23 protein-coding genes are annotated in these 24,204 nt (G+C 65.5%); 13 read left to right on the forward strand and 10 right to left on the reverse strand.

The window, feature by feature from the left end; all coding sequences use genetic code 11:
* Positions 1-173 precede the first annotated feature (173 nt).
* The 3 genes from GQ651_RS05300 to GQ651_RS05310 all read right to left on the reverse strand — a co-directional run bounded on the left by GQ651_RS05300 (position 174) and on the right by GQ651_RS05310 (position 1,689).
* On the reverse strand, positions 174-602 hold the full coding sequence (locus GQ651_RS05300) for a hypothetical protein (protein WP_160763141.1): 429 nt from the start codon (positions 600-602) through the stop codon (positions 174-176).
* Positions 602-1,114 carry a hypothetical protein gene (locus GQ651_RS05305; RefSeq protein WP_160763142.1) on the reverse strand — a complete coding sequence of 171 codons (513 nt, stop codon included), beginning with the start codon at positions 1,112-1,114 and terminating at the stop codon, positions 602-604. Before GQ651_RS05305 ends, GQ651_RS05300 begins: the two co-directional genes overlap by 1 nt.
* A gap of 128 nt (positions 1,115-1,242) precedes the next feature.
* Entirely contained in the window at positions 1,243-1,689 is a 447-nt protein-coding gene (locus GQ651_RS05310) for a type II toxin-antitoxin system RatA family toxin (protein ID WP_160763143.1), read from the reverse strand.
* A gap of 70 nt (positions 1,690-1,759) precedes the next feature.
* Here GQ651_RS05310 and hpt point away from each other — a divergent pair, with 70 nt between their 5' ends.
* The 4 genes from hpt to GQ651_RS05330 all read left to right on the forward strand — a co-directional run bounded on the left by hpt (position 1,760) and on the right by GQ651_RS05330 (position 4,718).
* Positions 1,760-2,293, forward strand: a complete 534-nt coding sequence (gene hpt / locus GQ651_RS05315) for a hypoxanthine phosphoribosyltransferase (protein ID WP_160763144.1) — start codon at positions 1,760-1,762, stop codon at positions 2,291-2,293.
* A gap of 152 nt (positions 2,294-2,445) precedes the next feature.
* Complete coding sequence (locus GQ651_RS05320) at positions 2,446-3,207, forward strand: hypothetical protein (RefSeq protein ID WP_160763145.1); 762 nt, start codon at positions 2,446-2,448, stop codon at positions 3,205-3,207.
* A 131-nt stretch (positions 3,208-3,338) separates the two neighbouring features.
* Positions 3,339-3,818 carry a c-type cytochrome gene (locus GQ651_RS05325; RefSeq protein WP_160763146.1) on the forward strand — a complete coding sequence of 160 codons (480 nt, stop codon included), beginning with the start codon at positions 3,339-3,341 and terminating at the stop codon, positions 3,816-3,818.
* A gap of 15 nt (positions 3,819-3,833) precedes the next feature.
* Entirely contained in the window at positions 3,834-4,718 is an 885-nt protein-coding gene (locus tag GQ651_RS05330) for a c-type cytochrome (protein ID WP_160763147.1), read from the forward strand.
* A 78-nt stretch (positions 4,719-4,796) separates the two neighbouring features.
* Here GQ651_RS05330 and GQ651_RS05335 read toward each other — a convergent pair whose 3' ends face one another.
* The 4 genes from GQ651_RS05335 to GQ651_RS05350 form a co-directional block, all read right to left on the reverse strand.
* A complete protein-coding gene (locus GQ651_RS05335) occupies positions 4,797-5,984 on the reverse strand; it encodes a hypothetical protein (RefSeq protein WP_160763148.1) in 1,188 nt (395 codons plus the stop codon).
* Between the two features lie 74 nt (positions 5,985-6,058).
* On the reverse strand, positions 6,059-7,027 hold the full coding sequence (lipA, locus tag GQ651_RS05340; RefSeq protein WP_160763149.1) for a lipoyl synthase: 969 nt from the start codon (positions 7,025-7,027) through the stop codon (positions 6,059-6,061).
* 108 nt (positions 7,028-7,135) lie between these two features.
* Positions 7,136-7,456, reverse strand: coding sequence for a DUF4342 domain-containing protein (locus GQ651_RS05345; protein ID WP_160763150.1), 321 nt, complete (start codon positions 7,454-7,456; stop codon positions 7,136-7,138).
* Between the two features lie 88 nt (positions 7,457-7,544).
* Positions 7,545-8,642 (reverse strand): DUF6456 domain-containing protein, encoded by a 1,098-nt coding sequence (locus GQ651_RS05350; RefSeq protein WP_227257967.1) that lies wholly within the window; start codon positions 8,640-8,642, stop codon positions 7,545-7,547.
* Between the two features lie 223 nt (positions 8,643-8,865).
* Here GQ651_RS05350 and GQ651_RS05355 point away from each other — a divergent pair, with 223 nt between their 5' ends.
* Positions 8,866-9,141 (forward strand): DUF6477 family protein, encoded by a 276-nt coding sequence (locus GQ651_RS05355; protein WP_160763151.1) that lies wholly within the window; start codon positions 8,866-8,868, stop codon positions 9,139-9,141.
* Positions 9,142-9,145: 4 nt separating this feature from the next.
* Here the strand turns inward: GQ651_RS05355 and GQ651_RS05360 are convergent, their stop codons facing one another.
* Positions 9,146-10,693 carry a trimethylamine methyltransferase family protein gene (locus GQ651_RS05360; RefSeq protein ID WP_160763152.1) on the reverse strand — a complete coding sequence of 516 codons (1,548 nt, stop codon included), beginning with the start codon at positions 10,691-10,693 and terminating at the stop codon, positions 9,146-9,148.
* A 185-nt stretch (positions 10,694-10,878) separates the two neighbouring features.
* Between GQ651_RS05360 and guaA the strand changes: the two genes are divergently transcribed.
* From guaA to GQ651_RS05400, 8 genes are all read left to right on the forward strand, one after another.
* Positions 10,879-12,438 carry a glutamine-hydrolyzing GMP synthase gene (gene guaA, locus GQ651_RS05365; protein WP_160763153.1) on the forward strand — a complete coding sequence of 520 codons (1,560 nt, stop codon included), beginning with the start codon at positions 10,879-10,881 and terminating at the stop codon, positions 12,436-12,438.
* Between the two features lie 201 nt (positions 12,439-12,639).
* Positions 12,640-13,254 (forward strand): dTMP kinase, encoded by a 615-nt coding sequence (gene tmk, locus GQ651_RS05370; protein WP_160763154.1) that lies wholly within the window; start codon positions 12,640-12,642, stop codon positions 13,252-13,254.
* Entirely contained in the window at positions 13,251-14,384 is a 1,134-nt protein-coding gene (locus GQ651_RS05375; protein ID WP_160763155.1) for a DNA polymerase III subunit delta', read from the forward strand. Before tmk ends, GQ651_RS05375 begins: the two co-directional genes overlap by 4 nt.
* A gap of 31 nt (positions 14,385-14,415) precedes the next feature.
* Positions 14,416-15,216 carry a TatD family hydrolase gene (locus GQ651_RS05380; protein WP_160763156.1) on the forward strand — a complete coding sequence of 267 codons (801 nt, stop codon included), beginning with the start codon at positions 14,416-14,418 and terminating at the stop codon, positions 15,214-15,216.
* Positions 15,204-16,001, forward strand: coding sequence for an MBL fold metallo-hydrolase (locus tag GQ651_RS05385; RefSeq protein ID WP_160763157.1), 798 nt, complete (start codon positions 15,204-15,206; stop codon positions 15,999-16,001). The genes GQ651_RS05380 and GQ651_RS05385 overlap by 13 nt, the downstream gene beginning before the upstream one ends.
* Positions 16,002-16,931, forward strand: a complete 930-nt coding sequence (locus GQ651_RS05390) for an AEC family transporter (RefSeq protein WP_160763158.1) — start codon at positions 16,002-16,004, stop codon at positions 16,929-16,931.
* Positions 16,932-17,035: 104 nt separating this feature from the next.
* Positions 17,036-17,191: a hypothetical protein gene (locus GQ651_RS05395; RefSeq protein WP_160763159.1), complete on the forward strand. Its 156-nt coding sequence runs from the start codon at positions 17,036-17,038 to the stop codon at positions 17,189-17,191.
* 91 nt (positions 17,192-17,282) lie between these two features.
* Entirely contained in the window at positions 17,283-18,467 is a 1,185-nt protein-coding gene (locus GQ651_RS05400; RefSeq protein WP_319637328.1) for a pyridoxal phosphate-dependent aminotransferase, read from the forward strand.
* Here the strand turns inward: GQ651_RS05400 and GQ651_RS05405 are convergent.
* Entirely contained in the window at positions 18,464-20,878 is a 2,415-nt protein-coding gene (locus GQ651_RS05405; RefSeq protein WP_160763160.1) for a GcvT family protein, read from the reverse strand. The two genes, GQ651_RS05400 and GQ651_RS05405, sit on opposite strands and share 4 nt — an antisense overlap.
* Before the next feature lie 107 nt (positions 20,879-20,985).
* A complete protein-coding gene (locus tag GQ651_RS05410; protein ID WP_160763161.1) occupies positions 20,986-24,198 on the reverse strand; it encodes a 2Fe-2S iron-sulfur cluster-binding protein in 3,213 nt (1,070 codons plus the stop codon).
* Positions 24,199-24,204 lie beyond the last annotated feature (6 nt).

The raw sequence follows: 24,204 nt of genomic DNA on the forward strand, positions 1-24,204 counted from the left end.
CTCGCGCGATTCGCCGGGCACGGACCTACGGAGCGACCGGAGCGACACCGAAAGGCCACAGCCGGTGGCGGAGCAATTTCGGCCGCCGCCGAGAGTGTACGCGGCCCGGACCGGAGGAATTGAAAAGGGCGGCCCCGGTCGGAGCCGCCCTTTCCTGTCCCTGTCGCTCCGTCTCAGCGGATGCGGTCGAGATCCCAGTCGAAGCCGATATCGTCATGGGCCACGGTCAGCTGCCAGCGCTGGCCGGGGCGGATCGGGTTCATCGGCAGTTCGATCGTGTCGGTCTCGGACGGGCCGCCCAGCCAGCCAGCCTCTTCGAAGGCAATGGCAAGGTGCAGCGGCTGGTTCGTGGGCAAACCGATGGTCGTCGAGCCCTTCTTGAACTCGCGGGTGCCAAGATACTCCATGTTCGGTCCTTTGGGTCCGGTCCAGACATCGAGATAGACCGAGCGCGAGGTCATGAAGCCGCCCTCGACCGAGGTCAGTTTCAGAACCATGTTGGCGGGGCCCTGGTCGGCATAGGGCTTGACCCCGCCGCAACCGGCGACGAGCGCGGCGGCGGCGAAGGCGATGGCCGACCGGCGATTCAGAAGACCGCCCATCAGACGAGATCCGGGCAGCGGATCGCGCCGCCGCGCGCCCAGGACAGGACCGCCTTGTTCATGGCGCCATAGCCCATCTTGCCGCCGTAGAGGTCGATCTGGGTGCCGCCCGAGGCCGGGGCCACGTCGATCAGGTAGAAGATGCCCTGCTGCTCCATCCCGAAGACAGGCTTGCCATTGCCGTTCCGGCGATGGACCGGCACTTCCATGCGGCTGCCGGTGCTGCGCGGCTTGGCCGAATAGTAGAGGTTCATCACCTGCATCACCGGCGCCATGCCGGGGCCGGGCGAATAGCTGCTGCGGGTCTGGATATTACGGTTGAAGCATTTCTCCGTGCCCTGGCGGATGCTGGAGGCCACGGCGGAGTAGCTGCGCGAAATCTTGTGCGACTGGAAATCCGACATGAAGGCACCGCTTTTCACGACGCTCCGCATTTCTTCAGCCGTTTGGGGAACTGGGGTACAAGCCGCCATGGCGGCAAGGGCGAACAGCCCGAGAATCGCTTTTTTCATAAAACTGTCCTCATCTTTTCCGTTGCGAGACCAATTCGAAACTTCGCGACAGGATTGTCGCTCGGTTCCTGGCGTAGGAACGAAGATGGGCGGAAATGGGGCGGTGTGTGGGCGTTTTCCGGTGACGCTCAGCCGTAGAGAGCGGCCGCGCGGCGCTCGAAAGCGCGAACCACGCGCTGCATGGCGTCGTTGAAGAAAAACGTGGCGGTGGATTGCAGCAGCTTGTTCCGGAACTCGAAATCCACGTGGAAGCTGACTTCACAGCCGCCCTCGGGCACGTCCCGGAACGCCCAGTTGGACACCATGTGATGAAACGGGCCGTCGAGGTACTCGGTGTCGATCTTCCTGGCCTCGGGCCAGAGCGTCACGCGGCTGCCAAAGCGCTCGCGGAAGACCTTGAACGAGATCACGAGGTCCGCGAGCATCACCGTCTTCTCGCCCTCGTCGCGGGTCGAGCGGATGCGCGCCGCCGCCGTCCAAGGCAGGAACTCGGGATAGCGACCCACGTCTGCGACGAGGTCATACATCTGCTGAGCGGAATACGGCAGGCGGCGGGTTTCGGAATGGGTCGGCATACGTCTCGGGGCTGGTCGGTCTCGACCCTTTAAGTGTAGAGACGGACGGGACAGTCAAGGGGAAGTGGCCATGTCCGACGCTTACGTGATCGACGAAATGATCTCGGCCAAGGCCATCGCGGCCCGGATCGAGGCGCTGGCCCAGGAAATCAAGAAGACCTTCGCGGACACGGAAAAACTGGTGGTCGTGGGGCTTTTGCGCGGGTCTTTCGTGTTCATCGCGGACCTCGTCCGCGAGCTCGACATGAATGTCGAAGTCGATTTCCTGGAAGCCTCGTCCTACGGAGACAGCATGGAATCGAGCCGCGAAGTGCGCATCCTGAAGGACCTGCGCGGCGAGATCGCCGGGCGCGACGTGCTGGTGGTGGAAGACATCGTCGACACGGGCTTCACGCTGCACCATGTCATGCAGCTTTTGCAGACGCGCGAGCCACGGCGGCTGGAGACCATCGCCCTTCTGGACAAACCGTCCCGCCGGGAGACCGATGTGAAGGCCACGTGGACCGGGTTCGAGATCCCGGACGAGTTCGTCGTGGGCTATGGCATCGACTATGCGCAGCGGAACCGGAACCTGCCCTTCATCGGGAAGGTGAGATTTACCTGAGTTAAAGCTCCGCCGCAGTTCTGCGCCAGTTTTGCCACAGATGGCGGCGTTCCCCGCCGGCAGGAAGCGACTCTCCTCGCCGCAGGTGAGGAATGACCTATGGTAAGGGCTGCCGGGGGGGGGATCGGCTTTGGGAATGTGCCGTGCGCGGAATGTATCTGCTGCTCCTTACCGTCTTTCTGCTGCCGCATGCCGCGGCCGCCGCTGACGCGCCGCCTGCCCCCGCCCCTGCTGTTTCCTTTGCAGTCACATCGAGCGACGAGGGTGTCGCGGAATATGCCGCGATGGTCATCGATCTGCCGCTCGGCGGGCTCAGCTTCGGGCGTCCGCGCTCGGCGCTGGACGATCCCGCTTTCACCGCACCGGGCCTTGCGCTGACGCTGGCGCGTTCGCAGGCGAGCAGCGCCGCGATAGAGGACCGGCTGGGGCCGGGCCTTTTGTTCTCTTCCGATCCCTTTCACGGCGTGACGCTGTCGGGCTCGCTGCATCAGACGACGGGCCTCTCGTCAGGCGAGCTGGTGGCCGTGACCGGGCGCTACGAGGCGGAAGAGCTGAAGCGGATCGGCCGCATCGCCTTTTACGGCGGCGCCGAAGCCGGACCGGGCGAGGACGTTTTCCGACTGGGCACGTCGCTTACGCGGGGGCGCGCGACCGCCGGGCTGGACCTGACAGCCGAGGGCGGCGCTTCGCGGCGGCGGGTGTCGGGCGTCTATCTGGGGGTCGAGATCACCGAGGGCCTGTCCCTTGGCATGTCGCGAGAGGTCGAGCGTGACCCCGATGGCGCGGAACTTCCCGCACGGCTGGGCATTGGCGCGGCCGTGGATTTCGGCGCGGGCCAGGTCGTCTCCGGAGCTATCGGGGATGTGGGCGGCGACACGCCAACCATCGGACTGATGCTGGGCCTGCAATTTTAGGATTAGCGGAAATCCGCACACTTATCTGTTCAATTCCGCACATGCGCCCCGCGAAATTACCGAATTTGACATATGGCAAGGCGCGCTACCCTTTGACGCATGCCTTCGCGGATACAACCAAAGGATCGTTCATGTCTTTCACCCGTTCATTGATCGCCGGCGCTGTTGTCGCCACCCTTGTCGCCCCTGCCGCCTTTGCCGGCGGCCATGGCGGGAACCCTGCCGTGAAGGCACGCCAGTCGCATATGCAGCTTTACGCCCACAACCTCGGCGTTATCGGCGGCATGGCCCGCGGCAATGTCGAATACGATGCCGAGGCCGCGCAGGCGGCGGCGGACAACCTTGTGCTGCTCACGCAGGTCAGCCAGCGGAGCTACTGGGTGCCCGGCACATCGAATGCCGATCTGGGCGAGGAAACCCGGCTTCTGCCCGCGCTCTTCGAGGATGGCGGTTTCGCCAAGGCGGTCGAGATCGGCGGCAACCTTGCGGCAGCGGCCGAAGGCCTTGCAGCGGTTGCCAGTGACGGTCAGGCGGCACTCGGTCCGGCGCTCGGCCCCGTGGGCGCGCAGTGCGGCGCCTGCCACGAGGCGTTCCAGCAGCCGAACAACTAAGCACCGGGGACGGCGATGATCGGACGTCTCGTCAAGGGGCTGATCCTTGTCGCCCTTGTCGTTGCGGCAGCGGGCTGGGTTCTGACCCGGCCCGCCACCGTCGAGCCCGAGCGTTTCGCCACGCTGACCGGCGACGCCGCCGCGGGAGAAGCCGTGTTCTGGGCTGGCGGCTGCGCGTCCTGCCACACCGAAAGCAGCGCGACCGACCGTACGCTTCTGACCGGGGGCTACCGGATCGAAAGCGATTTCGGCACCTTCGTCGCGCCCAATATCTCACCCGACCCCGAACACGGAATCGGCGGCTGGAGCCTTACCGACTTTGCCAATGCGATGCTGGAGGGCACCACACCCGAGGGCGCGCATTATTTCCCGTCCTTTCCCTATGGCAGCTACCGCCTGATGGCCGATCAGGACGTGGCGGATCTCTGGGCCTATCTTCAGACCCTGCCCCCGAGCGACCGTCCGAGTGTGCCGCATGAGCTGTCCTTACCGTTCAACTTGCGCATGGCGGTGGGGGGCTGGAAGGTTCTCTATCTCGACCGGGGCCTCGTAGGACCGGGCGACGGCGCTCAACTGGAGCGTGGGCGCTATCTGGTCGAAGCGCTCGGCCATTGCGCTGAATGCCACACGCCGCGGGACGCTTTCGGCGGGCTCGACACCACACGCTGGATGGCGGGTGCGCCGAACCCGTCGGGACGCGGACGAATCCCCGGCCTGACACCGGCGCAACTGACATGGTCGGAGGGCGACATCGCCTATTACCTCGAAACGGGGTTCACGCCCGATTTCGACAGCGCGGGCGGCGGCATGGCTTCGGTCGTGAAGAACCTGGCAAATCTCACCCCCGAAGACCGCACCGCCATCGCAGCCTATCTGAAGGCTTTGCCGGCGGCGGAGTGAGGGGGCGCTGCCCCCACGGCCCTGACGGGCCTCACCCCCGGAGTATTTCCGAACAGAAGATGCCCCGGGCGCGTGGTCTCAATTGGGGCTGTCGGGGATGACGTAGCTTGTGAAGCCATAGCGTTGAGGCGCGTAGAGATCGGCGATTGGCGCGTCGACGAAGGGCACGTCCACGAAGGCCTCGAAACAGTCGGCGCAATCTTCGCCAGCGGCGGCGGCGGCCCGGTTCGCGGCGGCGGTGAGCGCGGCCTCGTCCCCATCGGTTGGGGCGAGCCCGTCGAGAAGCCCCGGCCGCACCCGGTCATGGAGCGCCTGTGGCCCGCTCACCGTGGCGCGGAAGGCATGGACGGCGAAGCCCTCGACCGCGACATAGGCCCCGTTCGCGACAAGGGGCGCGGCGGCACCCATGGGCGTGACCTGCACCTGATCCGCGCGGTCGGCCCTGACGGGTGCCATCTCATAGGCCAGTCCCGTTCCGTCCAGCCCGGCGCGGAGCGCGGCGTCGAGCTCGGCGGCGCGGTTTGCGGCGGCCGCATCGGGGTCGGTGGAGCCGTCAAGCGCCGTGATCAGCCCCGGCAGGTAGATGCGGAAGCTGCCCTCGTAGGTGTTAGCCGGCTCGGGATAGTCGGGCGGGGTGTAGTCCAGAAAAGCACGTTCGGAGCCAAGCGTTTCGTCCACGGCGGCGACGTAATCGGCATGGGTATCGAAACGCTGGTAGCGCTCTTCGAGGGGCTGGCTGGCGGCGAGGAGCGCGTCGATATCGGCCGCGAATCCGTCCGCAAAGCGGCCCGCGCCGCCTGAACAGGCCGCGCGCAGGCAACGCCAGACCTGCGCATCCCGGCCCGGCACCTTGAGCGTCGCGAAGGGTGTGTCGATGCCGTTTCCCGGGGGCGACAGGAACACGACCGAAAGGAGCAGCACCTCGAGCGCGGCGCCGGTATGTTCGGTGAAAAAGGCGCTCTCGCGGGCCGCTTCGAGGAGTGCGCGGTCGGTCACGACACGAGGCGCGCCACCTGTGGCGGCGGCGTGCAGGATCAGGAAGGGCCGCGCGTCATCGGGGCCGAAATCCGCGCCGCGGAGGAAGTAGGACCGGGTCGCGCCGGGCGTGTCAGCGGCGCCGTCGGACGGGATCGCCTCGGGTGCAGGGGCGGGCATGACGGCCACGTCGTCCCCGCCGCCCCGGTCCGGCCCGAAGGCGACGAACAGAGCGACGGCAAGGATGAGGACAACCGCGATGAGGGCGAGAACGGAAAGGGGTAAACGCATGAATCAATTATCCAATCTATCCCCCGCCGGCGACGCTAGCCGCGTGGGACCGATCGGAAAAGACCTTGGGCGCGCTACCCGGCGGTGCTGTTGCCCAGTTTTTTAAGCCGCGCCTCGCGGAGACGCGCGAAGTCATCGCCCGCGTGGTAGGACGAGCGCGTCAGCGGCGTGGCCGAGACCATCAGGAAGCCCTTGCCATAGGCGGCCTTCTCGTAGCCCGCGAATTCCTCGGGCGTGACGAACCGGTCGACCCGGTGGTGCTTGGGAGTGGGCTGCAGGTACTGGCCGATGGTCAGGAAGTCGATATCGGCGGCGCGCATGTCGTCCATCACCTGAAGGACGGCCTGACGGTCTTCACCAAGGCCCACCATGATGCCCGATTTCGTGAACATCGTGGGGTCGAGTTCCTTGACCCGCTGCAGGAGCCGGAGCGAGTGGAAATAGCGCGCGCCGGGGCGCACCTCGGGGTAGAGGCCGGGGACGGTCTCAAGGTTGTGATTGAACACGTCCGGGCGCGCCTCGACCACGGTTTCGAGTACCGACGGGTCGCATTTCAGGAAGTCGGGCGTCAGGATCTCGATGGTGGTGCCGGGGGACTGACGCCGGATGGCGCGGATCGTCATGGCGAAATGCTCGGCGCCGCCGTCCTCGACATCGTCGCGGTCCACGGAGGTGATGACCACGTGGTTGAGGCCGAGTTTCTTGACGGCGTCGGCGACGCGGCCCGGCTCGAACACGTCGAGCGCCTCGGGCGGTTTGCCGGTGGCGATGTTGCAGAAGGTGCAGGCGCGGGTGCAGACCTCGCCCATGATCATCATGGTGGCGTGGCCCTGGCTCCAGCACTCGCCCACATTGGGGCATCCGGCCTCTTCGCAGACCGTGGTGAGCTTGTGCTCGCGCATGATGTCGCGGGTCTGCTTGTAGCCTTCGCTGACGGGCGCCTTGACGCGAATCCAGTCAGGCTTCTTCGGCTGGGCGTTATCGGGCTTGTGCGCCTTCTCGGGGTGCCTGAGGCGCGGGACGTCGATATCCTTGGGGCTCATGGTGGCTCCGTTGTCGGTTTCCCGCTATGTATCCCCTTCCCGCGCCTCTGTCCAACGCGCCAAGGGTCGCACATGACGGCTTTGCGCCATGTGCAACCCGTTGAAGCGTCAGGTGTCCGGCGTCTTTTCCGGTTCTTCCTCGATGATTTCGATCTTTACCTTGGCCACAAGCGCCGCGAGCGCGCCGAGAACGGCGAGAACCGGTGTGGCGATCACCACCGCGCCGCCGGCGATGGCGCCATAGGCGAGGGGTATTTCGAGGGCGATATCGCCGTCGGGCTCGACCACGCGAATGCGTTTCACGTGGCTGTCGGCGGCGAGTTGCTTGACCCGGCGGATCAGTTCCTCGCCGGCGACTTCGATTTCCTTGGTCCAGCTGTCGCGCGTCTCGGGCGCGTCGGCCGGTTTGTCGGTGTCCTGGTCGGTCATTCTGAAACTCCTTTGCGTCCGAATGACCGACTTCTGTCAGGTATGCCGAGGCCGCGCTTTGAGCCGGATCAAACCCGGCCCGTGGCGATCAGCCGATGAGAGGCGACCACGCGCCTGTCGCCTCGTCATAATGGCGCTTCAGCCGTGTGAGTGCGATGCGGAAGACGATCTTGCCCGAACGCGCGGACCAGCCCATGCGCCGCTCGACCGATTCCATGCCTTCGAGAAAGCAGCAGCAGCGCAGAACCACGTCGCCAAGGCCCGGCCCAAGGTCAGCGAGCGCGTTCGAGACCCTGCGGCGCGCGGCCTCGGAGCCGCCTGTCGCGCCCTCGGGGTTGAAGTCCCCGCGCCCGCCGCCCGTGAGAAATCGGTCCCAGTTCTGCGCCACGCGGGGGCCGATCTGGGCAAGCTCGAAATCCTCGCGGAGGCGTTCGCCGGCGGCCACGAGGTCGGGGGTGAGGAACGGCTTGCCTTCCTTGTCCTTGCGCCGCGCCAGCGTCAGAAGCGGGCTTTCGACGGCGTTGTAGCGGACGCGGCGGCGCCCGGTACCGCGATCCTGCATATCCCGGTGCTGATCGGCGAAGGGCTGGGCGTCGGCTGTGGCCTGGGCGCGGCGGGCCTCTTCCTCGGCGAGGAACCGCTTGAGCGCCACGCGGCCCGTGGACGTGATCCGGTAGCGCTGAATGCGTCCGCCCTCGGACGAGGTGATCCAGTCCTGCAGCGCCATCGCCTCGGCAATCGCCCGGTCTACCACGGCGGTCCGGATCGTCTCGCCCTCGGAGGTTTCGCGCACGACGACCGCCTTTTCCATCTCGGCGGCGATGGCAAGGCAGGCGCCCGGCTCGTTCAGCCGTCTGAGAATGCGCGGCGCTTCACGGGAGAGCGTCGCGGTGTCGGGGAGCGAATCGAGTTCGGCAGTGGTCATGTCAGTTGTTCCTTCGTCCAAAAGACCGTCCGGCGCGTGCTGGAGCCCCAGCCGCGTCAGTCCCATGTCGATCAGAAGGTCGTCGCGCCGCGTCTCGCAGCGGCGAACCTGCCGCAGCACCGTCGATGCGTGGCAGCCGGCTTTGCGCGCGATGGCGCGGATCGACTGACCATCCTCGGTATGCGCGATATAGCGGCGCACATCGACAGGCACCCAAGGGGGCACCCGGTCATCAAGGCAAATGTCGTCGACAGACCGCAAGGCCAACCTCCTGATTGCGTGATTGCCGGCACCTGAAACACACCTCAAACAACAACCTTGGGTTGCATTTCTTACCAAGAAGTTAACAATCACCTTCGAAAGCGAGAATGGTCATCAAATTGTAAACAATGGGAGTTTGCTGCGCGCGGTCCGCTGTACGCCCCCGCAACACACGCATGGGTTGCGTTAACCCTGAGCCAAGACAAGCTCAGGAGTGCTTCACATGCCCAATCGCCTTGCCGCCTTGCGCCGTCCCCGGCTTCTGGTTCGTGCCGCCCGGCACGGGACCACGGATTACGACCGCGCGCGCGCCCTGCCCCGGCTTCTCGACATGCCTGGCCAGACCACGCCCGAGCATGCGCTGAGCGCGCTGATCGCCGCCGAGGCCGAGGTCGAGGACCGCCGCAAAGGGGCGCTCGCCACCTATTCGGTGGCGCGCCATATCGAGCTTCTGGCAGCTTTGATGGTCGAGGCCCGCCTGATCGCGGGGCGGGCCTGAAGGCTTAGCCGAAGGCGTCGGGTTCAGATGCCTTCCGCTCGGCCACATAGGCGTCGAGCGCCTCGCGGGTGGCGGGATCCATGGCGGGCTGCTGATAATCGTTCAGGAGCTTGTCCACCCGAAGGCTGGCAAGGGCCACCGTGTCGCGCGCGCCCTCGTCGGCCCAGGTCTCGAACGGTTTGTAATCGAGCAGGTTCGACCGCCAGAAGGCGCTCTGGAAATTGGCCTGGGTATGGGCACAGCCAAGATAGTGGCCGCCCGGGCCGACCTCGCGGATGGCGTCCATGGCCTGACCGTTCTCGCTGAGGTCGACGCCCTTGGCGATGTGGTGCAGCGCGCCGAGCTGGTCGGCATCCATCACGAATTTCTCGAAGCTCGCCACCAGACCGCCTTCGAGCCAGCCTGCCGCATGAAGCATGAAGTTCACGCCGGACAGAAGCCCGACATTCAGGCTGTTCGCCGTCTCGTAGGCGGCCTGCGCATCTGGCAGTTTCGATCCGCAGAACGAGCCGGACGAGCGGTAGGGAAGCCCGAGCCGCCGCGCCAGTTGCCCCATGCCATAGGTGACCTGCGCCGCTTCGGGAGTACCGAATGTGGGGGCGCCCGAGTTCATGTCGATCGAGGTCACGAAGGTGCCCGCCACCACCGGCGCGCCCTTGCGGACGAGCTGGCTGTAGGCGACGCCCACCATGACTTCGGCGAGAACCTGCGTCAGCGTGCCCGCCACCGAGACGGGCGCCATGGCGCCGCCGACGATGAAGGGCGAGATGATCGCGGCCTGATTGCTGCGCGCATAGACTTCCAGGGCGCCCATCATGGTCGAATCGAAGGTCAGCGGCGAGTTGATGTTGATGAGCGAGGTCATCACCGTGTTCTCGGCCACGAAATCGTCCCCGAAGAGGATCTTGGACATGGCGACCGAATCCTCGGCGCGTGACGGTTCGGTCACCGAGCCCATGTAGGGCTTGTCAGAAAGCGTCATGTGCGCGTGGAGCATGTCCAGATGACGCTTGTTCACGGCGATATCCGTGGGCTCGCAGACGGTGCCGCCGGAATGGTGAATCCATTTCGACATGTAGGCGAGCTTCACGAACTTCCGGAAATCCTCGATCGTGGCATAGCGGCGCCCACCGATGGCGTCACGAACGAAGGGCGGGCCGTAGACCGGGGCAAGGACCAGCGTATTGCCGCCGATCTCGACCGAGCGCTCGGGATTGCGGGCGTGCTGGGTATAGCGCGACGGCGCGGTCTCGCAGAGCTTCCGGGCCAGACCTTTCGGCAGGCGCACCCGCTCGCCGTCGACATCGGCGCCCGCCTCTTTCCAGAGTTCGAGCGCAGCGGGGTTCTCGACGAAATTGACGCCGATTTCTTCCAGCACCGTCTCGGCATTGGCCTCGATGATCTCGAGCGCTTCGGTGTTCAGGATTTCGAGATTGGGGATGTTCCGCTCAATAAAGCGCGCCGCCTCGATCCGTACCGCCGTGCGTTCGGCCCGCCGCGCGGCACCACCGCCTGCGCCGCGTGCTCTCCGCCGATCCCTGACTTCGCTCATGTCACTCTCCACATGGGTTTTGTCATCCGACATACACGAGCCGTGCGCATGGGCGGGGCGGATTGCGTCCTTTGGCAATCGAAAACGACATGTCTTTCACCGGTCCTGAGAAAACGCACCCGATGGGACGGATGCTCTGGGCCTTCGCGCTTGCGCGACCGGCGCCGTCCTTCTAATGAGCGAACATGACCAGCGCCTCTCATGACCGCCTTCTCATCATCGATTTCGGCAGCCAGGTGACCCAGCTCATCGCGCGGCGTTTGCGCGAGCTTGGCGTCTATTGCGAAATCCATCCGTTCCAGAATGTCGATGACGCCTTTCTCGACGCGTTCGCCCCACGCGCGGTGATCTTCTCGGGCGGGCCGGCCAGCGTGCTCGACGAGGGCTCGCCCCGGCCCCCGGCCAGGGTGTTCGACATGGGCGTGCCGATCCTCGGCATCTGCTACGGCCAGCAGGTGATGATGCAGATGCTGGGCGGGCGCGTCGAGCGCGGCGAGGGCACCGCGGAATTCGGACGGGCCTTCGTCCAGCCGAAAGAGCCGCTCGATATTCTCGAAGGCTGGTTCGACACCGACCGCGAACAGGTCTGGATGAGCCATGGTGACCACGTGGCGGAAATCGCACCCGGTTTCCGGGTCTATGCCACCTCGCCCGGAGCGCCCTTCGCGATCACGGCGGATACGGAACGGCATTTCTACGCCGTGCAGTTCCACCCCGAAGTACATCACACACCGCGTGGCGCACGGCTCTACGAGAATTTCGTCCGGATGGCGGGCTTCACCGGCGACTGGACCATGGCCAGTTATCGCGAGGAGGCGGTCCAGAGGATCAGAGAACAGGTGGGCGACGCCAAGGTGATCTGCGCGCTGTCCGGCGGGGTCGACAGCTCGGTCGCGGCGGCGCTGATCCATGAGGCGGTGGGCGACCAGCTGACCTGCGTTTTCGTCGATCACGGGCTTCTCCGCCTGAACGAGGCCGAAGAGGTCGTGGGCATGTTCCGCGACCACATGAACCTCTCGGTGATCCATGCCGAGGAGCAGGAACTGTTCCTTGGCGAGCTCGAAGGCGTCTCGGACCCCGAAACAAAGCGGAAGATCATCGGGCGGCTCTTTATCGACGTGTTCCAGAAATACGCCGATCAGATCGAGGGCGCGCGGTTCCTCGCGCAGGGGACGCTCTATCCCGACGTGATCGAGAGCGTCAGCTTCTCGGGCGGGCCGTCTGTCACGATCAAGTCGCACCACAATGTGGGCGGTCTGCCCGAGAAAATGGGGCTGAAGCTGGTCGAGCCCTTGCGAGAGCTCTTCAAGGACGAGGTGCGCGCCCTTGGCGTCGAGCTGGGCCTGCCCCGGCATTTCATCGGCCGCCACCCCTTCCCCGGTCCCGGCCTCGCCATCCGTTGCCCCGGCGAGATCACCCGCGAAAAGCTGGATATCCTGAGAAAAGCCGACGCGGTCTATATCGACCAGATCCGGCGGCACGGGCTTTACGACGATATCTGGCAGGCCTTCGTCGCCATCCTGCCGGTCCGGACAGTGGGCGTGATGGGCGACGGCCGGACCTATGATTATGCCTGCGCGCTGCGCGCCGTGACCTCGGTAGACGGGATGACGGCGGATTACTATCCGTTCAGCCACGATTTCCTGGGCGAGACGGCCACGCGGATCATCAACGAGGTCAAGGGGATCAACCGCGTGACCTATGACATCACCTCGAAGCCGCCGGGCACGATCGAATGGGAATGACCCCGGCCGGGTTCTGACCGCCAGGGGCCGCCGCGAGGGGCCAGCCCCTCGCGCTCCCCGGGATATTTCGGAACAGGCGAAGCGCAAATTTGACTCAAATTTTCTTCTTCTTGGGAGAAATACTCCGGGGAGTGTGAGGGGCAGCGCCCCTCACGGATAGCGGGTTTGACAAGACCGTCCGGCCGGTGCAGAGCCTTTGACATGACAGGCGCGCGCTTCATCACCTTCGAGGGTATCGACGGGTCGGGGAAATCGACTCAGGCCAGACGTCTGGCCGACACCCTGCGGTCGCGCGGCGATGACATCGTTCTGACCCGAGAGCCGGGCGGTGCGCCGGGCGCCGAGGAAATCCGGAGACTTCTGGTCGAGGGTGATCCCGACCGCTGGTCGCCGGAAACCGAGATCCTTCTCTTCACCGCCGCGCGCCGGGACCATCTCGAGACCACAATCGCGCCTGCGCTCCACCGGGGCGCCACGGTGATTTCGGACCGCTTCGCGGATTCGACACGGGTGTATCAGGGGGCGGCCCGCGGAGATCTGCGCGATCTCGTGGACCGTCTCCACGACATGGTGATCTCGCGCGAGCCGGACCTGACGCTGGTTATCGATATGGACCCCGAGATCGCGCTCAACCGCGGTCTGGCCCGTGCCTCGGGCGAGGATCGGTTCGAGGATATGGGGCTCGACTTCCAGCGGCGTCTGCGCGCCGGGTTTCTCGACCTCGCTCGAGAGCACGGCCTTCGCTGCCGCCTGATCGATGGCAACCGCCCGGCCGACGAGGTGGCCGCCGACGTGCTCAAGGCGGTGGACGCATGAGCGACCTGCCCGAGCCCGACCGCGCCCCGGGCGCGCCGCACCCCCGCGAAACGCAGGTTCTGTTCGGTCAGGGGCAGGCCGAAGCACAATTTCTCGACGCCATGGCATCGGGCAAGCTGCACCATGCGTGGCTTCTGAGCGGACCGCGCGGCACCGGCAAGGCAACGCTGGCATGGCGGATCGCGCGGCATCTGCTGGCCGCTCCGCCCGAGGCCGAGGATGACGCAGGGCCGGGCCTGTTCGGGGATGCACCGGCCCCTGCCCCCGTTCGTACCCTTGACCTTGATCCGGAGCACCCGGTCAGCCGTCGCATTGTGGCGCTTTCCGAACCGGGGCTGATGCTGATCCGGCGCGGTGTGTCCGACGACGGGAAGCAGCTGAAAAGTCAGATCACCGTGGACGAGGTGCGGAAGCTCGGTGGATTCTTCGGCCTCTCCGCAGCCGAAGGCGGCCGCCGTGTGGTCATCGTCGACAGCGCCGACGAAATGAATACCTCCGCAGCCAATGCGCTTCTCAAACTCCTGGAGGAGCCTCCGAAACGCGCGGTACTTCTTCTGATCAGCCATCAGCCAAGCCGTCTTTTGCCGACGATCCGGTCCCGCTGCCGCGAGTTGCGTCTGAAACCGCTCTCCGCCGCCGATATGGCGCTGGCGCTGGCCGCCGCCGGCGCAGAGGACGGGCGCGCCGAGGCGCTGGCGGAACTCGCCGGCGGGTCCGTCGGGCGGGCCATGCGGCTGATCGCCGTGGATGGGCCTGCGCTTTATCGCGAGCTTCTGGAGCTTTTCGGCACGATGCCGCGCCTTGACCGGCCCACCGCCCTCAGAATCGCGGAAAAATCCGCGGCGCGAGGCGCGGAAGAGCGGCTTGAAGTGACGCGCGATCTGCTGGATGTCGCTGTCTCCCGGATCGCGCGTGCGGGCACCGGGCTGATGCCGGACGCCGAAATCTTCCAAGGCGAGACCGACATTCTTCGTGCGCTTGCCCCGGACCACGGCGCGGCCCAGGCATGGGCCGGATTTCAGAACACGGCCAGAGCACGGCTGGATCACGGGCGTGCGGTGAACGTCGATGCCCAGAGCCTGCTCACCGATTTTTTCCTGGCCGCGAATGCGGTCGCCCGGCATCCTTGACCCTTCCGGTCAAAGCGTCGATACGAAGCGCATGGAGCGCACCCCCCGGATAACCGACAGCCATTGCCACCTCGACTTTCCGCAGTTCGAGGGCGAGGTCGCGGACCTGATCGCGCGCGCCTCTGAACGGGGTGTCCACCGCATGGTAACGATCTGCACCCGTCTCCGGCAGGAACCGCAGGTGCGTGCTCTGGCCGAGGCTCATGCCCCCGTATTCTACGCCGCCGGAACGCACCCGATGTCCGCCCATGACGAACCCATGGCGACGGTCGAAGCGCTTGTTTCGCTCGCCCAGCACCCGAAATTCGTGGGCATCGGGGAAAGCGGGCTTGATTATCACTACACCGCCGAAACCAAGGCGGTTCAGCAGGAGAGCCTCCGCATCCACATCGAGGCCGCGCGCCGGACCGGGCTGCCGCTCATTATCCACGCTCGTGACGCCGACGACGACATGGCGCGTATTCTCGGCGAAGAATTCCGCGCGGGCGCCTACGCTTGCGTCATGCATTGTTTTTCTTCCGGTGCGGCGCTGGCCGAGGCCGCGCTTGAGCTTGGCTTCTACCTGTCGATGAGCGGCATTGCCGCCTTTCCCAAAAGCCGGGAGCTGCGTGACATCTTCGCTGCTGCGCCGGTGGACCGCATTCTGGTCGAGACGGATGCCCCCTACCTTGCGCCGCCTCCCAACCGCGGCAAGCGGAACGAGCCGGCTTTCGTGGCGGACACTGCGCGCGTGGGCGCGGAGGTCTTCGGTCTGGCCTATGAAGACTTCGCGCGCCGGACCGAAGAGAACTTCGGCCGGCTCTTCTCCAAGGCGGCGGCATGGCGCGGCTGAGCTTTCGCATATTGGGCTGTGGCTCGTCCGGGGGCGTGCCGCGCCTGGGCGGGCTCTGGGGCGACTGCGACCCGGAGAACCCGAAGAACCGCCGCACGCGCTGCTCGATGCTGGTTGAGCGCGTGACCGAGGCGGGCACGACCCGCGTGCTGATAGATACGTCTCCCGACCTCCGGCACCAGCTTCTGGAGGCCGGGATCGGGAACCTCGATGCCGTGGCCTATACCCATGGCCACGCCGACCACGTGCACGGGATCGACGACCTGCGCATGATCGTCTTCAACCAGCGGGAGCGGCTTGCGGTCTGGGCAGACGGGACAACGCAGGAGAGGCTTTACGGCAGCTTCGGCTATGCCTTCATTCAGCCCGAAGGCTCGCCCTATCCACCGATCCTCGACATGCACACGATCGACGGACCGGTGACCATCGACGGCGCGGGCGGCCCCGTGACGCTGACGCCCTTCAAGGTCGATCACGGCTCCATCGACGCGCTTGGCTTCAGGATAAAGAACGTCGCATATCTACCTGATGTTTCGAAAATTTACGATTCTGCGTGGCCCATGCTCGACGGGCTGGACGTCTGGATTATCGACGCGCTGCGCCGGACGCCGCATCCGACCCACGCGCATCTGGCGCAGGCACTCGAATGGATCGAGCGTGTCGCACCCCGCCGAGCGATCCTGACCAACATGCATATCGATCTCGACTATCAGACGGTGCTGGACGAGACCCCGGACCATGTCGAGCCCGCCTATGACGGGCTGACCTTCGAGATCGCGGACTGAATGCAGGCCCTTATCGAAGTCATCCTTCCGGTCTTTCTGGTCCTTGGCTTCGGGTATTTCGCTGTCTGGAAGGGGCTCTTCAGCGACGCGGCGGTCGATGGGCTTGTAAGGTTTACCCAGAACTTCGCAATTCCGTGCCTGCTGTTCCGGGCGATCTCGGATCTGGACCTGAGCGCGAATTTCAACGCGCCCCTTCTGATCAGCTTCTACGCAGGCGCAATCATCTCTTTCATAATAGGCATGACCGGCGCGCGTCTGTTCTTCGACCGGAACTGGGGCGATGCGGTGGCGATCGGGTTCTGCTGCCTTTTCTCGAACACGGTGCTTTTGGGGCTGCCTATCACCGAGCGCGCCTATGGATCAGAGGCGCTTGCCGGCAACTATGCGATCATCGCGGTCCACGCGCCCATCGGCTACCTGATCGGGGTCACGGCGATGGAGATCGCGCGGGCCGGCGGCGGCAGTCTGAGGCTTACGGCCCCGCGCGTGGTCAACGCCATGTTCCACAACGCCCTTGTGATCGGCATCGCCCTCGGGATGATGGTCAACCTGTCCGGCGTCACGCTTCCTGGCGTCCTGCTGGACGCGGTGGACCTGATGGTGCGCGCGGCCATTCCGGCGGCCTTGTTCGGCCTTGGCGGTGTTCTGTTCCGCTACAAGCCGGAGGGCGACATCAAGACCATCCTGATGGTCTGCGCCATTTCGCTTGTCGTGCACCCGGGGATCGCGTTTGGCATCGGGTCGTTCCTCGGGCTCGGGACCGATGCGATGCGGTCTGCCGTTGTCACGGCCGCCATGGCGCCGGGCGTGAACACCTATATTTTCGCCAACATGTACGGGGCCGCCCGCCGGGTCGCGGCCTCGTCCGTCCTGATCGCGACGGCGGCTTCGCTCCTGTCGGTCTGGCTCTGGCTTCTGGTCCTGCCCTGACGGTTGCGCTCGATCGGTTAACCGAAAAAATACCTCTCCCGTGCCAACCTCCTGTCACATTCCTTTGTCATCTGTACGACCGGAGTATCAGGAGTCCCGTCGCCATGTCCGTCATCGCCTTTCCGAAAGCGACCGTCCGGCCAGCCAAGACCGGTGCTACGCTTTTCATGCATATCGCCAAGACCACTCTGATCGTTCATCTGAACCCCGTGCCGCGCAGCGCCGCCGCCGCACAGCCTCAGGCCGCCAAGCGCAAGTAAGGCACCAGCACCTGCCGACCTGACACTCAGCGCCACAAGGGCCGTGGCGCTCTGCCCCCCTGGCCGCTATGTCTCGATCTGACGAGGGGGGATGAACGACATGCTCAAGACATTCGACGGATTCGACCGCATCGGCGAGGAAAACGCCTTTGCCGTTCTGGCGCGCGCCACGGCATTGGCCGCACAGGGCCGCGATATCATCAACCTCGGCATCGGCCAGCCAGACTTTCCGACCCCCGAACATATCGTCGAAGCGGCGGTCAAGGCGCTCCGCGACGGGGCCCATGGCTATACGCCTGCCACCGGAATCCTGCCGCTGCGCGAGGCGGTCGCGATGGACCTCGACCGCCGCTACGGCGCAACGGTCGATCCTGACCGTGTAATGATCATGCCCGGCGGCAAGGTGACGATGTTCGCGGCCATCCTGATGATGGGCGAACCGGGGTCCGAAATTCTGTATCCCGACCCCGGCTTTCCGATCTACCGCTCGATGATCGAGTTCACCGGCGCCACCCCGGTTCCGATCCCGATACGCGAGAAAAACGGCTTCGCCGCCTCGGCCGAAGAAATCCTGTCGCTCATCAACGCCAAGACCCGTCTCATCATCCTCAACTCGCCCGGCAACCCCTGCGGCGGCGTCACGCCAAAGGCGGAATACGACGCGCTGGTGGCGGGACTGGCCGACTGTCCGGATGTCGCGATCATGTCGGACGAGATCTATGACCAACTGCTCTATGAGGGCGAGGCGCACGTCTCGCTTCTGTCATACCCCGAGATCCGGGACCGGCTGATCCTGCTCAACGGCTGGTCCAAGACCTATGCCATGACCGGCTGGCGGCTGGGCTATTCGGTTTGGCCCGATGGTCTGTACGACAAGGCGCGCAAACTCGCCGTCAATTGCTGGTCCTGCGTGAACGCGCCCGCGCAATACGCCGCCATCGCCGCACTGACAGGAACGCAGGACGATGTGGCCCAGATGCGAAGCGCCTTCGACGTCCGCCGCCGCGCGACCGTAGACGGGCTGAACGCGCTGCCCGGCGTGTCGGCGGCTGTGCCGAAGGGGGCCTTCTATGCGTTCCCAAACATCACCGGGACCGGGATGAAGGCCAAGGCGCTGTCCTCGGCCCTTCTGGAAGAGGCCGGTGTCGCCACCATCGGCGGCCCCGATTTCGGCATTCTGGGGGAAGGCTTCATCCGCCTCAGCTATGCAAACAGCCTTGAGAACATCGAGCGCGCGCTCGACCGGATGCGGGCTTTTCTGGAAGAGCGCGCCTAGTCGGCGCCTCTCAGCCGTTTCCCCTCGGAGTCGAAGGGCGGCGCGTCGAGGATCACCGCCCGGTGCGGGCGCCCGAGGATCGCGACGGACAGCTCCGTTCCGGGCGCGGCATGGTCCGCCGCGACATAGGCAAGCGCCAGGGACATCCCCACAGAATAGCCGTAGGCCCCGGACGATACCTGCCCGACCGGCGTGCCATCGGCGAGGAAGACCGGCTCGCCACCTGTCGCGTCGGCATCCACCGCCTGAATGCGGAGCATCACCATCCGGTCGCGAGCGGGGCGATCTCGGATCGCCTGCCACGCGTCCTTGTTGAGAAAGTCCTTATCCGCCCGGATCAGCCCGTCGAGCCCGCATTCCTGCGGCCAGTATTCGGGGCTGTAGTCCCGTCCCCAGGACCCGTAGCCCTTTTCGACCCTCAGCGACATCAGCGCCCGCGACCCCACCGGCCCGCCGTCATGTCTTCGGGCCGCATCGATCAGAGCGGCATAGAGCCGGGGCTGATCGGCTTCCGCGGCGTGCAGTTCCCAGCCGAAATCGCCGGTGAAGGACACACGAAGCGCGACGCAGTCCACCCCCGCCACGGTGATGCGGCCTGAGCGGAAGAACGGGAAGGCCGCGTTCGACAGATCGGCATTGGTGAGGCCCGACAGCACGTCCCGCGCGCGCGGACCGGCAACGTTGAAGCCGGCGACCGCTTCGGTGAGCGACGTGAACTCTGTTCCTTCGGGCAGCGGGACGGCGCGAAAGAAGCGCTGGTGAAAGCGCTCGGCCATACCCGAGCCGATCACCCAGAATTCCTGATCGTCCAGCCGCGTCACGGTAAAGTCCCCGGCGATCCCGCCCCGCCTGCCGATGAGCGGGGTCAGGCAGGAGCGGCCGACCTTGGTTGGCATCCGGCTGGCGAAAACCGCGTTCAGCCAGTCCTCGGCCCCCGGTCCTTTGACCCGGTACTTGGCGAAGTTCGAGATGTCGATCACGCCGACATGGTCGCGCAGCATCCGCGCCTCGCGGCCTACGCTCTCCCACCACGGCTGACGGGTGAACCCCGCGCTGTCGGGCGTATTGGCGTCGAAATAGAGCGGATGCTCCCAGCCATAGTTCAGCCCGAAGACCGCGCCGAGCGATTTCTGATCGGCATGGACCGGGCGCGTGCGAACGGGGCGCCCGGCGTCACGTTCCTCGCCGGGGAAGTGGATCTTGAAGCGGTGCGCATACTGGTCACCCACCCGCGCCTTGGTGAAGGCTTTGCCCGCCCATGCGCCGAACCGCGCCATGTCCCAGCCGAATAGATCGAGCGTCGGCTCGCCCTCGACCATCCATTCGGCGGCCAGTTTGCCCAGGCCCCCAGACTGACTGAAGCCCGGAATGATCCCGCAGGCGCAGAAGTATCCGTCCATCTCGGGGACCGGCCCGAACAGCGCGGCGCTGTCCGGAGACCAGATCATAGGGCCGTTGATCACCCGCTTGATCCCCGCCGCGCCCACAGCGGGCACGCGGTCGATGGCGCGCATGATATTGTCCTCGATCCGTTCCAGATCGTCTGGGAAAAGCTCATGTCCGAAGCCTTGCGGCGTCCCGTCTTCGGCCCAGAAGCGGACGTCACGCTCATAGGCGCCGACCAACAGCCCCTGCCCCTCCTGCCGGAGGTAGTATTCGCCATCCCGGTCCGCGACCGACGGCAGCCGCCGGTCGAGCCCGGCGATCTCGGGGATGGTCTCGGTGACGAAATACTGGTGTTCGGTCGGGATCAGCGGCAATTCGAGCCCCCCAAGAGCCGCCACCTCGCGCGCCCAGAGACCGGCGGCATTCACGACCCAGGGCGTGCGGATGTCGCCCTTGTCGGTGCGGACGATCCACGTTCCGTCCGGCTGCGCTTCGGTCCCTGTGACGGGAGTGAAGCGGTGGATCTCGGCACCCCGTTGCCGCGCGCCCGCCGCGTAGGCGTGGGTGACGCCGGACGGGTCCACATTGCCACCGTCGGGCTCGAACATGATGCAGCGGACGCCCGTGAAATCGACGAGCGGGTGCAAGCGTTCGGCCTCGTCCCGGCTGACTTCGTGAAACGCCATGCGATAGCGCCGCGCCTTTGCCTCTTGCAGGCGCAACTGGTGCTCACGTTCCTCGGTCTGGGCGAGGTAAAGAGACCCGGGCTGGAACACCCCGCAGGACTGTCCGGTCTCGGCCTCGAGCGACTTGTAAAGCTGCATCGTATAGTGCTGAAGCCGCGAGATATTCGTGCTGTCATGCAGACCGTGGATATTCGCCGCCGCGTGCCACGTGGACCCGCTGGTCAGTTCGGACCGTTCCAGAAGAACAACGTCCGTCCAGCCCATCTTGGTGAGGTGGTAGAGGATCGAACAGCCGACGACGCCGCCCCCGATCACAATAGCCTGCGCATCCGTCCGCATCGCCCGCCCCTTCTCGCCCCGCCTCTGCCTTAAGCCTAGCAGGGCGACCGGCGATCACATGCCGAACGCTCCGGGAAAATGTCTGTTTGCGACCTCGCCGCAGAAAATCAGAGGTCGATCTCGATTACGCCGTCTGGCTCGGCGGCACGGCTCTGACAGGTGATGATGGCGCCCTCGCGCTGCGCTTTGGACAGAACGAAGTCGCGATGTTCGACCTCGCCCGAGACCAGACCGCACTTGCAGACCCCGCAAATCCCGTCCGAGCACTTGATGTCGATGGCATAGCCGTTGGCCACCAGAACATCCGACAGCGACTTGTCGGCGGGCACCTCGAACTCGCGCCCGCTTTGCGCCAGCCGCACCTTGAACGGGTGATTTTCATACTCCGGCAGTTCGGGGACCGAGAAGTATTCGAGATGCCGCGCGTCTTCGGGAAAGCCCTTGGCCTCGGCGGCCTCCATTACGGCGGACATGTAGCGGTCGGGGCCGCAGGTATAGACATGCTGGCCATCGGTAAACTGCGGCAAGGTCGCGGCCAGGTCGATCCGCGTGCCCTCGTCCGAGACATGGATATGCACCCGGTCGGCCCAAGGCACGGAGGCGAGATCCTCGAGATAGCCCGCCGACGCTCGCGACGGGATCGAGTAATGCAGATCGAAGGGACGGCCAAGCGCGTGCAGCCTGTGCGCCATGGCGATCATCGGCGTCACTCCGATCCCGCCCCCCATCAGGAAGGAATGCGCCGCGTCCTCGACCAGCGGGAAATGGTTGATCGGACGCGAGATGAAGACCTTCCGGCCCGGCGTGAAGATGCGATGCAGAAGCGCCGACCCGCCCCGGCCCATATCCTCGCGCAGGACCCCGATCTGGTAGACCGAGCGGTCCGCCGGATCGCCCGACATCGAGTATTGCCGGAGGAATTCGGGCGCGACGACGATATCCAGATGCGCGCCCGCCTCCCATTCCGGCAGATCGCTGCCATCGAGACTGCGGAACTCGTATTTGGTCACGCCGTCCGCCATGACCTCGGCCTTCGTCACCTCGACCCTCAGGACCGGGCTTTCACCCGCCGCGGTGTAGCGGTGGATGACGCTTTCGTCGCCCTCCTTCAGCCGCTCGCGATAGACCTCGGCCGTGACCATGGCCTGATAGGCCTCGATCCCTGCCTCGCGGTCCATCGGGAAGGGATAGGGCCATGGATGCGGCGCGAGGTTCGCGGGGTAGACGGCCAGCGTCTGATCCTCGTATTTCAGGTCGAGATCGGTCTGCAGGCCGCGCTCGTTCACGGGATGCTCGGTCGGCCGATAAGCGCCGTCCTCCTGCAGCTTGAGATCCCACCACCATTTCTTGACCGGGTTCAGCCCGCCCCGCCCCATGGCGTCGTCGATCCGTTGCAGAACAGGGGCGCTTTGCGGAAGCGTCATCGCCGCCCACCGGAAAGGTTTCTCCGAGAAGATTCCTTCGAGATTCCACGGACAGGTCTTCATGCAGCGCCCGCACATCGCGCCGCCATCGGTCGTGATCCGGTAGGTGGCGCATTTCTGGCTGTCAGACTTCCAGATCTCATAGCCGTTGAACATCAGCTTCGGCCCGGCAGTGATCGCGCCCGAGGGACATTCACGGGCGCATTTGTTGCAGCCCTCGCAGAACTTCTGCAGCCCGAAGTCGATGGGTTTGTCATGCTCCATGGGCATGTCGGTGGTCACGACACCCGATTTCAGGCGCGGTCCGAGGAACGGGTTGAGGATGACTTCGCCAATGCGGCTGACCTCGCCCAGCCCCGACAAGAGCAAGAGGGGCGGTTGCAGCACCTCGCCGTCGATCACCGTGTGGGCCTTTGCCGAGTATCCAAGGTTCCGGATCTGCCGCGCGATCACACCGCCCAGAAGCGAAAAGCGCAGGTAGGCGCGCATCGACTGCGCGACGCTGATCCAGTCGTCGCCGGACGCGCCCTCCATCGTCTCGAAGCCCTGATCGACGATCATGGAAATCGCTTGATCGTGGCGCGGCGTGATCGGCGCGCCAGTGGCATCATGGGAATACCACGCCCAGTCGGGGCACCGGCTGAGGCCCACCGCGTCGATCCCAAGGAAGTAACAGGCCGCCTTGACCGCCAGCGCATTCTGCCGGGCGTCGCCGGGGCGCGCGCCGTCGCTGGCAGGCGCACCGTCCTGCAACAACGTGAAGGCGCCGAGGAGGCGCCGCTCGGCCGAGGACGTGGCCGATTTCCGTGCGTAATATCCGCCCTTTGCGTTGTCCTGAAGCGGTTTGCCCATGTCGCCGAACTGCGCACGGGCGAACATGTCTGTGCGCTTCGGCACGCGGGCCACGTTGGGCTCGTCGATATAGGTGGTGGGCTTTTCCACCCGCTTCAGCGTCTCGAACCTGTGCGGCCCCTTGTGAAACGGGCGGCGGCGGAAGGGATCGCCGTTCAGAACCGATTTCCGAAAGCCCGCGCCAACCCACCAGGCAGGGCCGAGGGTGCGAAACACCGGCTGCTGGCGGAGCGGAACGAGGGGGCGGTCGGTGGCAAGATCGAGCGTCGTCGTGACGGCGGCGAGACCAAAGCGCGTTCCCAGGTAAGGCATTTCAACCACATCGCCCTCGACCGCCGCAAGCCCGGCGGCGACCGCCATCCGGTTAAGATCGATATCGGACGAGGTCGCGGTATGCGCCTTGGCCGAGTGGCCGAGAATACGCAGGTAGTTCGCGATGACCGCTGCCGTCTCGGCTGCGCGAAGGGCTGCGGCCTCCTCAGCCGCGCCGTCGATCCATTCGGTTCCCTCCTCGTCCTCGAAGGGGGCGCGGGGCACGGCATTGACGAAGACGATGCCGAATGTATGGCCCTCGACCGAAGATGGCGGCGCGTCCATCGCTTCCTTCAGATCGGCCATGATCATGTCGATGCCGCTGGCCAATGTCTTGGTCTGCTTCGTGCGCAGCTCATCGGCCAGCCGGTCGATGCCCGGATTGCGCACAGGGTCGTCCAGCAGGATGGCCGCGCTCATGGGGCCGATCCCCACCATGGCCGCGTCGGAGAAATAGCCGAAGCCCTTCAGGTGCCGGGCGCGCTCGGCGGGGTCGGCCGGGATCTCGGACATCACCCTGGCCACGGGCCCGTCGCGGAGCGCGTCCATCATAGCCTGATAGTCGTCCATGGCGTTGACGAGCGAGGCGGGCGTGTCAGGCCGGCGAAACGACAGATGCGGGCGAAGCGGTACCGACGCGAGATCGGGCATCGGCCCGCGTTCCAGCCGTTCCAGCGGATAGGGTCCGAGATGGACAGGACGTTTTTTCGTGGAGAATGCCTGGAATGTCATATCGCG

The organism is Kangsaoukella pontilimi, assembly GCF_009830125.1.
Taxonomy (GTDB): Bacteria; Pseudomonadota; Alphaproteobacteria; order Rhodobacterales; family Rhodobacteraceae; genus Kangsaoukella; species Kangsaoukella pontilimi.

Excerpts from the sequence above, each read along its gene's own strand:
- hpt (WP_160763144.1), top strand. The coding sequence starts at position 1,760 with ATGTCCGACGCTTACGTGATCGACGAAATGATCTCGGCCAAGGCCATC.
- GQ651_RS05305 (WP_160763142.1), bottom strand. The coding sequence starts at position 1,114 with ATGAAAAAAGCGATTCTCGGGCTGTTCGCCCTTGCCGCCATGGCGGCT.
- GQ651_RS05345 (WP_160763150.1), bottom strand. The coding sequence starts at position 7,456 with ATGACCGACCAGGACACCGACAAACCGGCCGACGCGCCCGAGACGCGC.
- GQ651_RS05335 (WP_160763148.1), bottom strand. The coding sequence starts at position 5,984 with ATGCGTTTACCCCTTTCCGTTCTCGCCCTCATCGCGGTTGTCCTCATC.
- GQ651_RS05410 (WP_160763161.1), bottom strand. The coding sequence starts at position 24,198 with ATGACATTCCAGGCATTCTCCACGAAAAAACGTCCTGTCCATCTCGGA.
- GQ651_RS05380 (WP_160763156.1), top strand. The coding sequence starts at position 14,416 with ATGGAGCGCACCCCCCGGATAACCGACAGCCATTGCCACCTCGACTTT.
- GQ651_RS05300 (WP_160763141.1), bottom strand. The coding sequence starts at position 602 with ATGGGCGGTCTTCTGAATCGCCGGTCGGCCATCGCCTTCGCCGCCGCC.
- GQ651_RS05385 (WP_160763157.1), top strand. The coding sequence starts at position 15,204 with ATGGCGCGGCTGAGCTTTCGCATATTGGGCTGTGGCTCGTCCGGGGGC.
- tmk (WP_160763154.1), top strand. The coding sequence starts at position 12,640 with ATGACAGGCGCGCGCTTCATCACCTTCGAGGGTATCGACGGGTCGGGG.
- GQ651_RS05405 (WP_160763160.1), bottom strand. The coding sequence starts at position 20,878 with ATGCGGACGGATGCGCAGGCTATTGTGATCGGGGGCGGCGTCGTCGGC.
- GQ651_RS05320 (WP_160763145.1), top strand. The coding sequence starts at position 2,446 with ATGTATCTGCTGCTCCTTACCGTCTTTCTGCTGCCGCATGCCGCGGCC.
- GQ651_RS05310 (WP_160763143.1), bottom strand. The coding sequence starts at position 1,689 with ATGCCGACCCATTCCGAAACCCGCCGCCTGCCGTATTCCGCTCAGCAG.
- guaA (WP_160763153.1), top strand. The coding sequence starts at position 10,879 with ATGACCAGCGCCTCTCATGACCGCCTTCTCATCATCGATTTCGGCAGC.
- GQ651_RS05375 (WP_160763155.1), top strand. The coding sequence starts at position 13,251 with ATGAGCGACCTGCCCGAGCCCGACCGCGCCCCGGGCGCGCCGCACCCC.
- GQ651_RS05390 (WP_160763158.1), top strand. The coding sequence starts at position 16,002 with ATGCAGGCCCTTATCGAAGTCATCCTTCCGGTCTTTCTGGTCCTTGGC.
- GQ651_RS05355 (WP_160763151.1), top strand. The coding sequence starts at position 8,866 with ATGCCCAATCGCCTTGCCGCCTTGCGCCGTCCCCGGCTTCTGGTTCGT.
- GQ651_RS05400 (WP_319637328.1), top strand. The coding sequence starts at position 17,283 with ATGAACGACATGCTCAAGACATTCGACGGATTCGACCGCATCGGCGAG.
- lipA (WP_160763149.1), bottom strand. The coding sequence starts at position 7,027 with ATGAGCCCCAAGGATATCGACGTCCCGCGCCTCAGGCACCCCGAGAAG.
- GQ651_RS05325 (WP_160763146.1), top strand. The coding sequence starts at position 3,339 with ATGTCTTTCACCCGTTCATTGATCGCCGGCGCTGTTGTCGCCACCCTT.
- GQ651_RS05360 (WP_160763152.1), bottom strand. The coding sequence starts at position 10,693 with ATGAGCGAAGTCAGGGATCGGCGGAGAGCACGCGGCGCAGGCGGTGGT.
- GQ651_RS05395 (WP_160763159.1), top strand. The coding sequence starts at position 17,036 with ATGTCCGTCATCGCCTTTCCGAAAGCGACCGTCCGGCCAGCCAAGACC.
- GQ651_RS05330 (WP_160763147.1), top strand. The coding sequence starts at position 3,834 with ATGATCGGACGTCTCGTCAAGGGGCTGATCCTTGTCGCCCTTGTCGTT.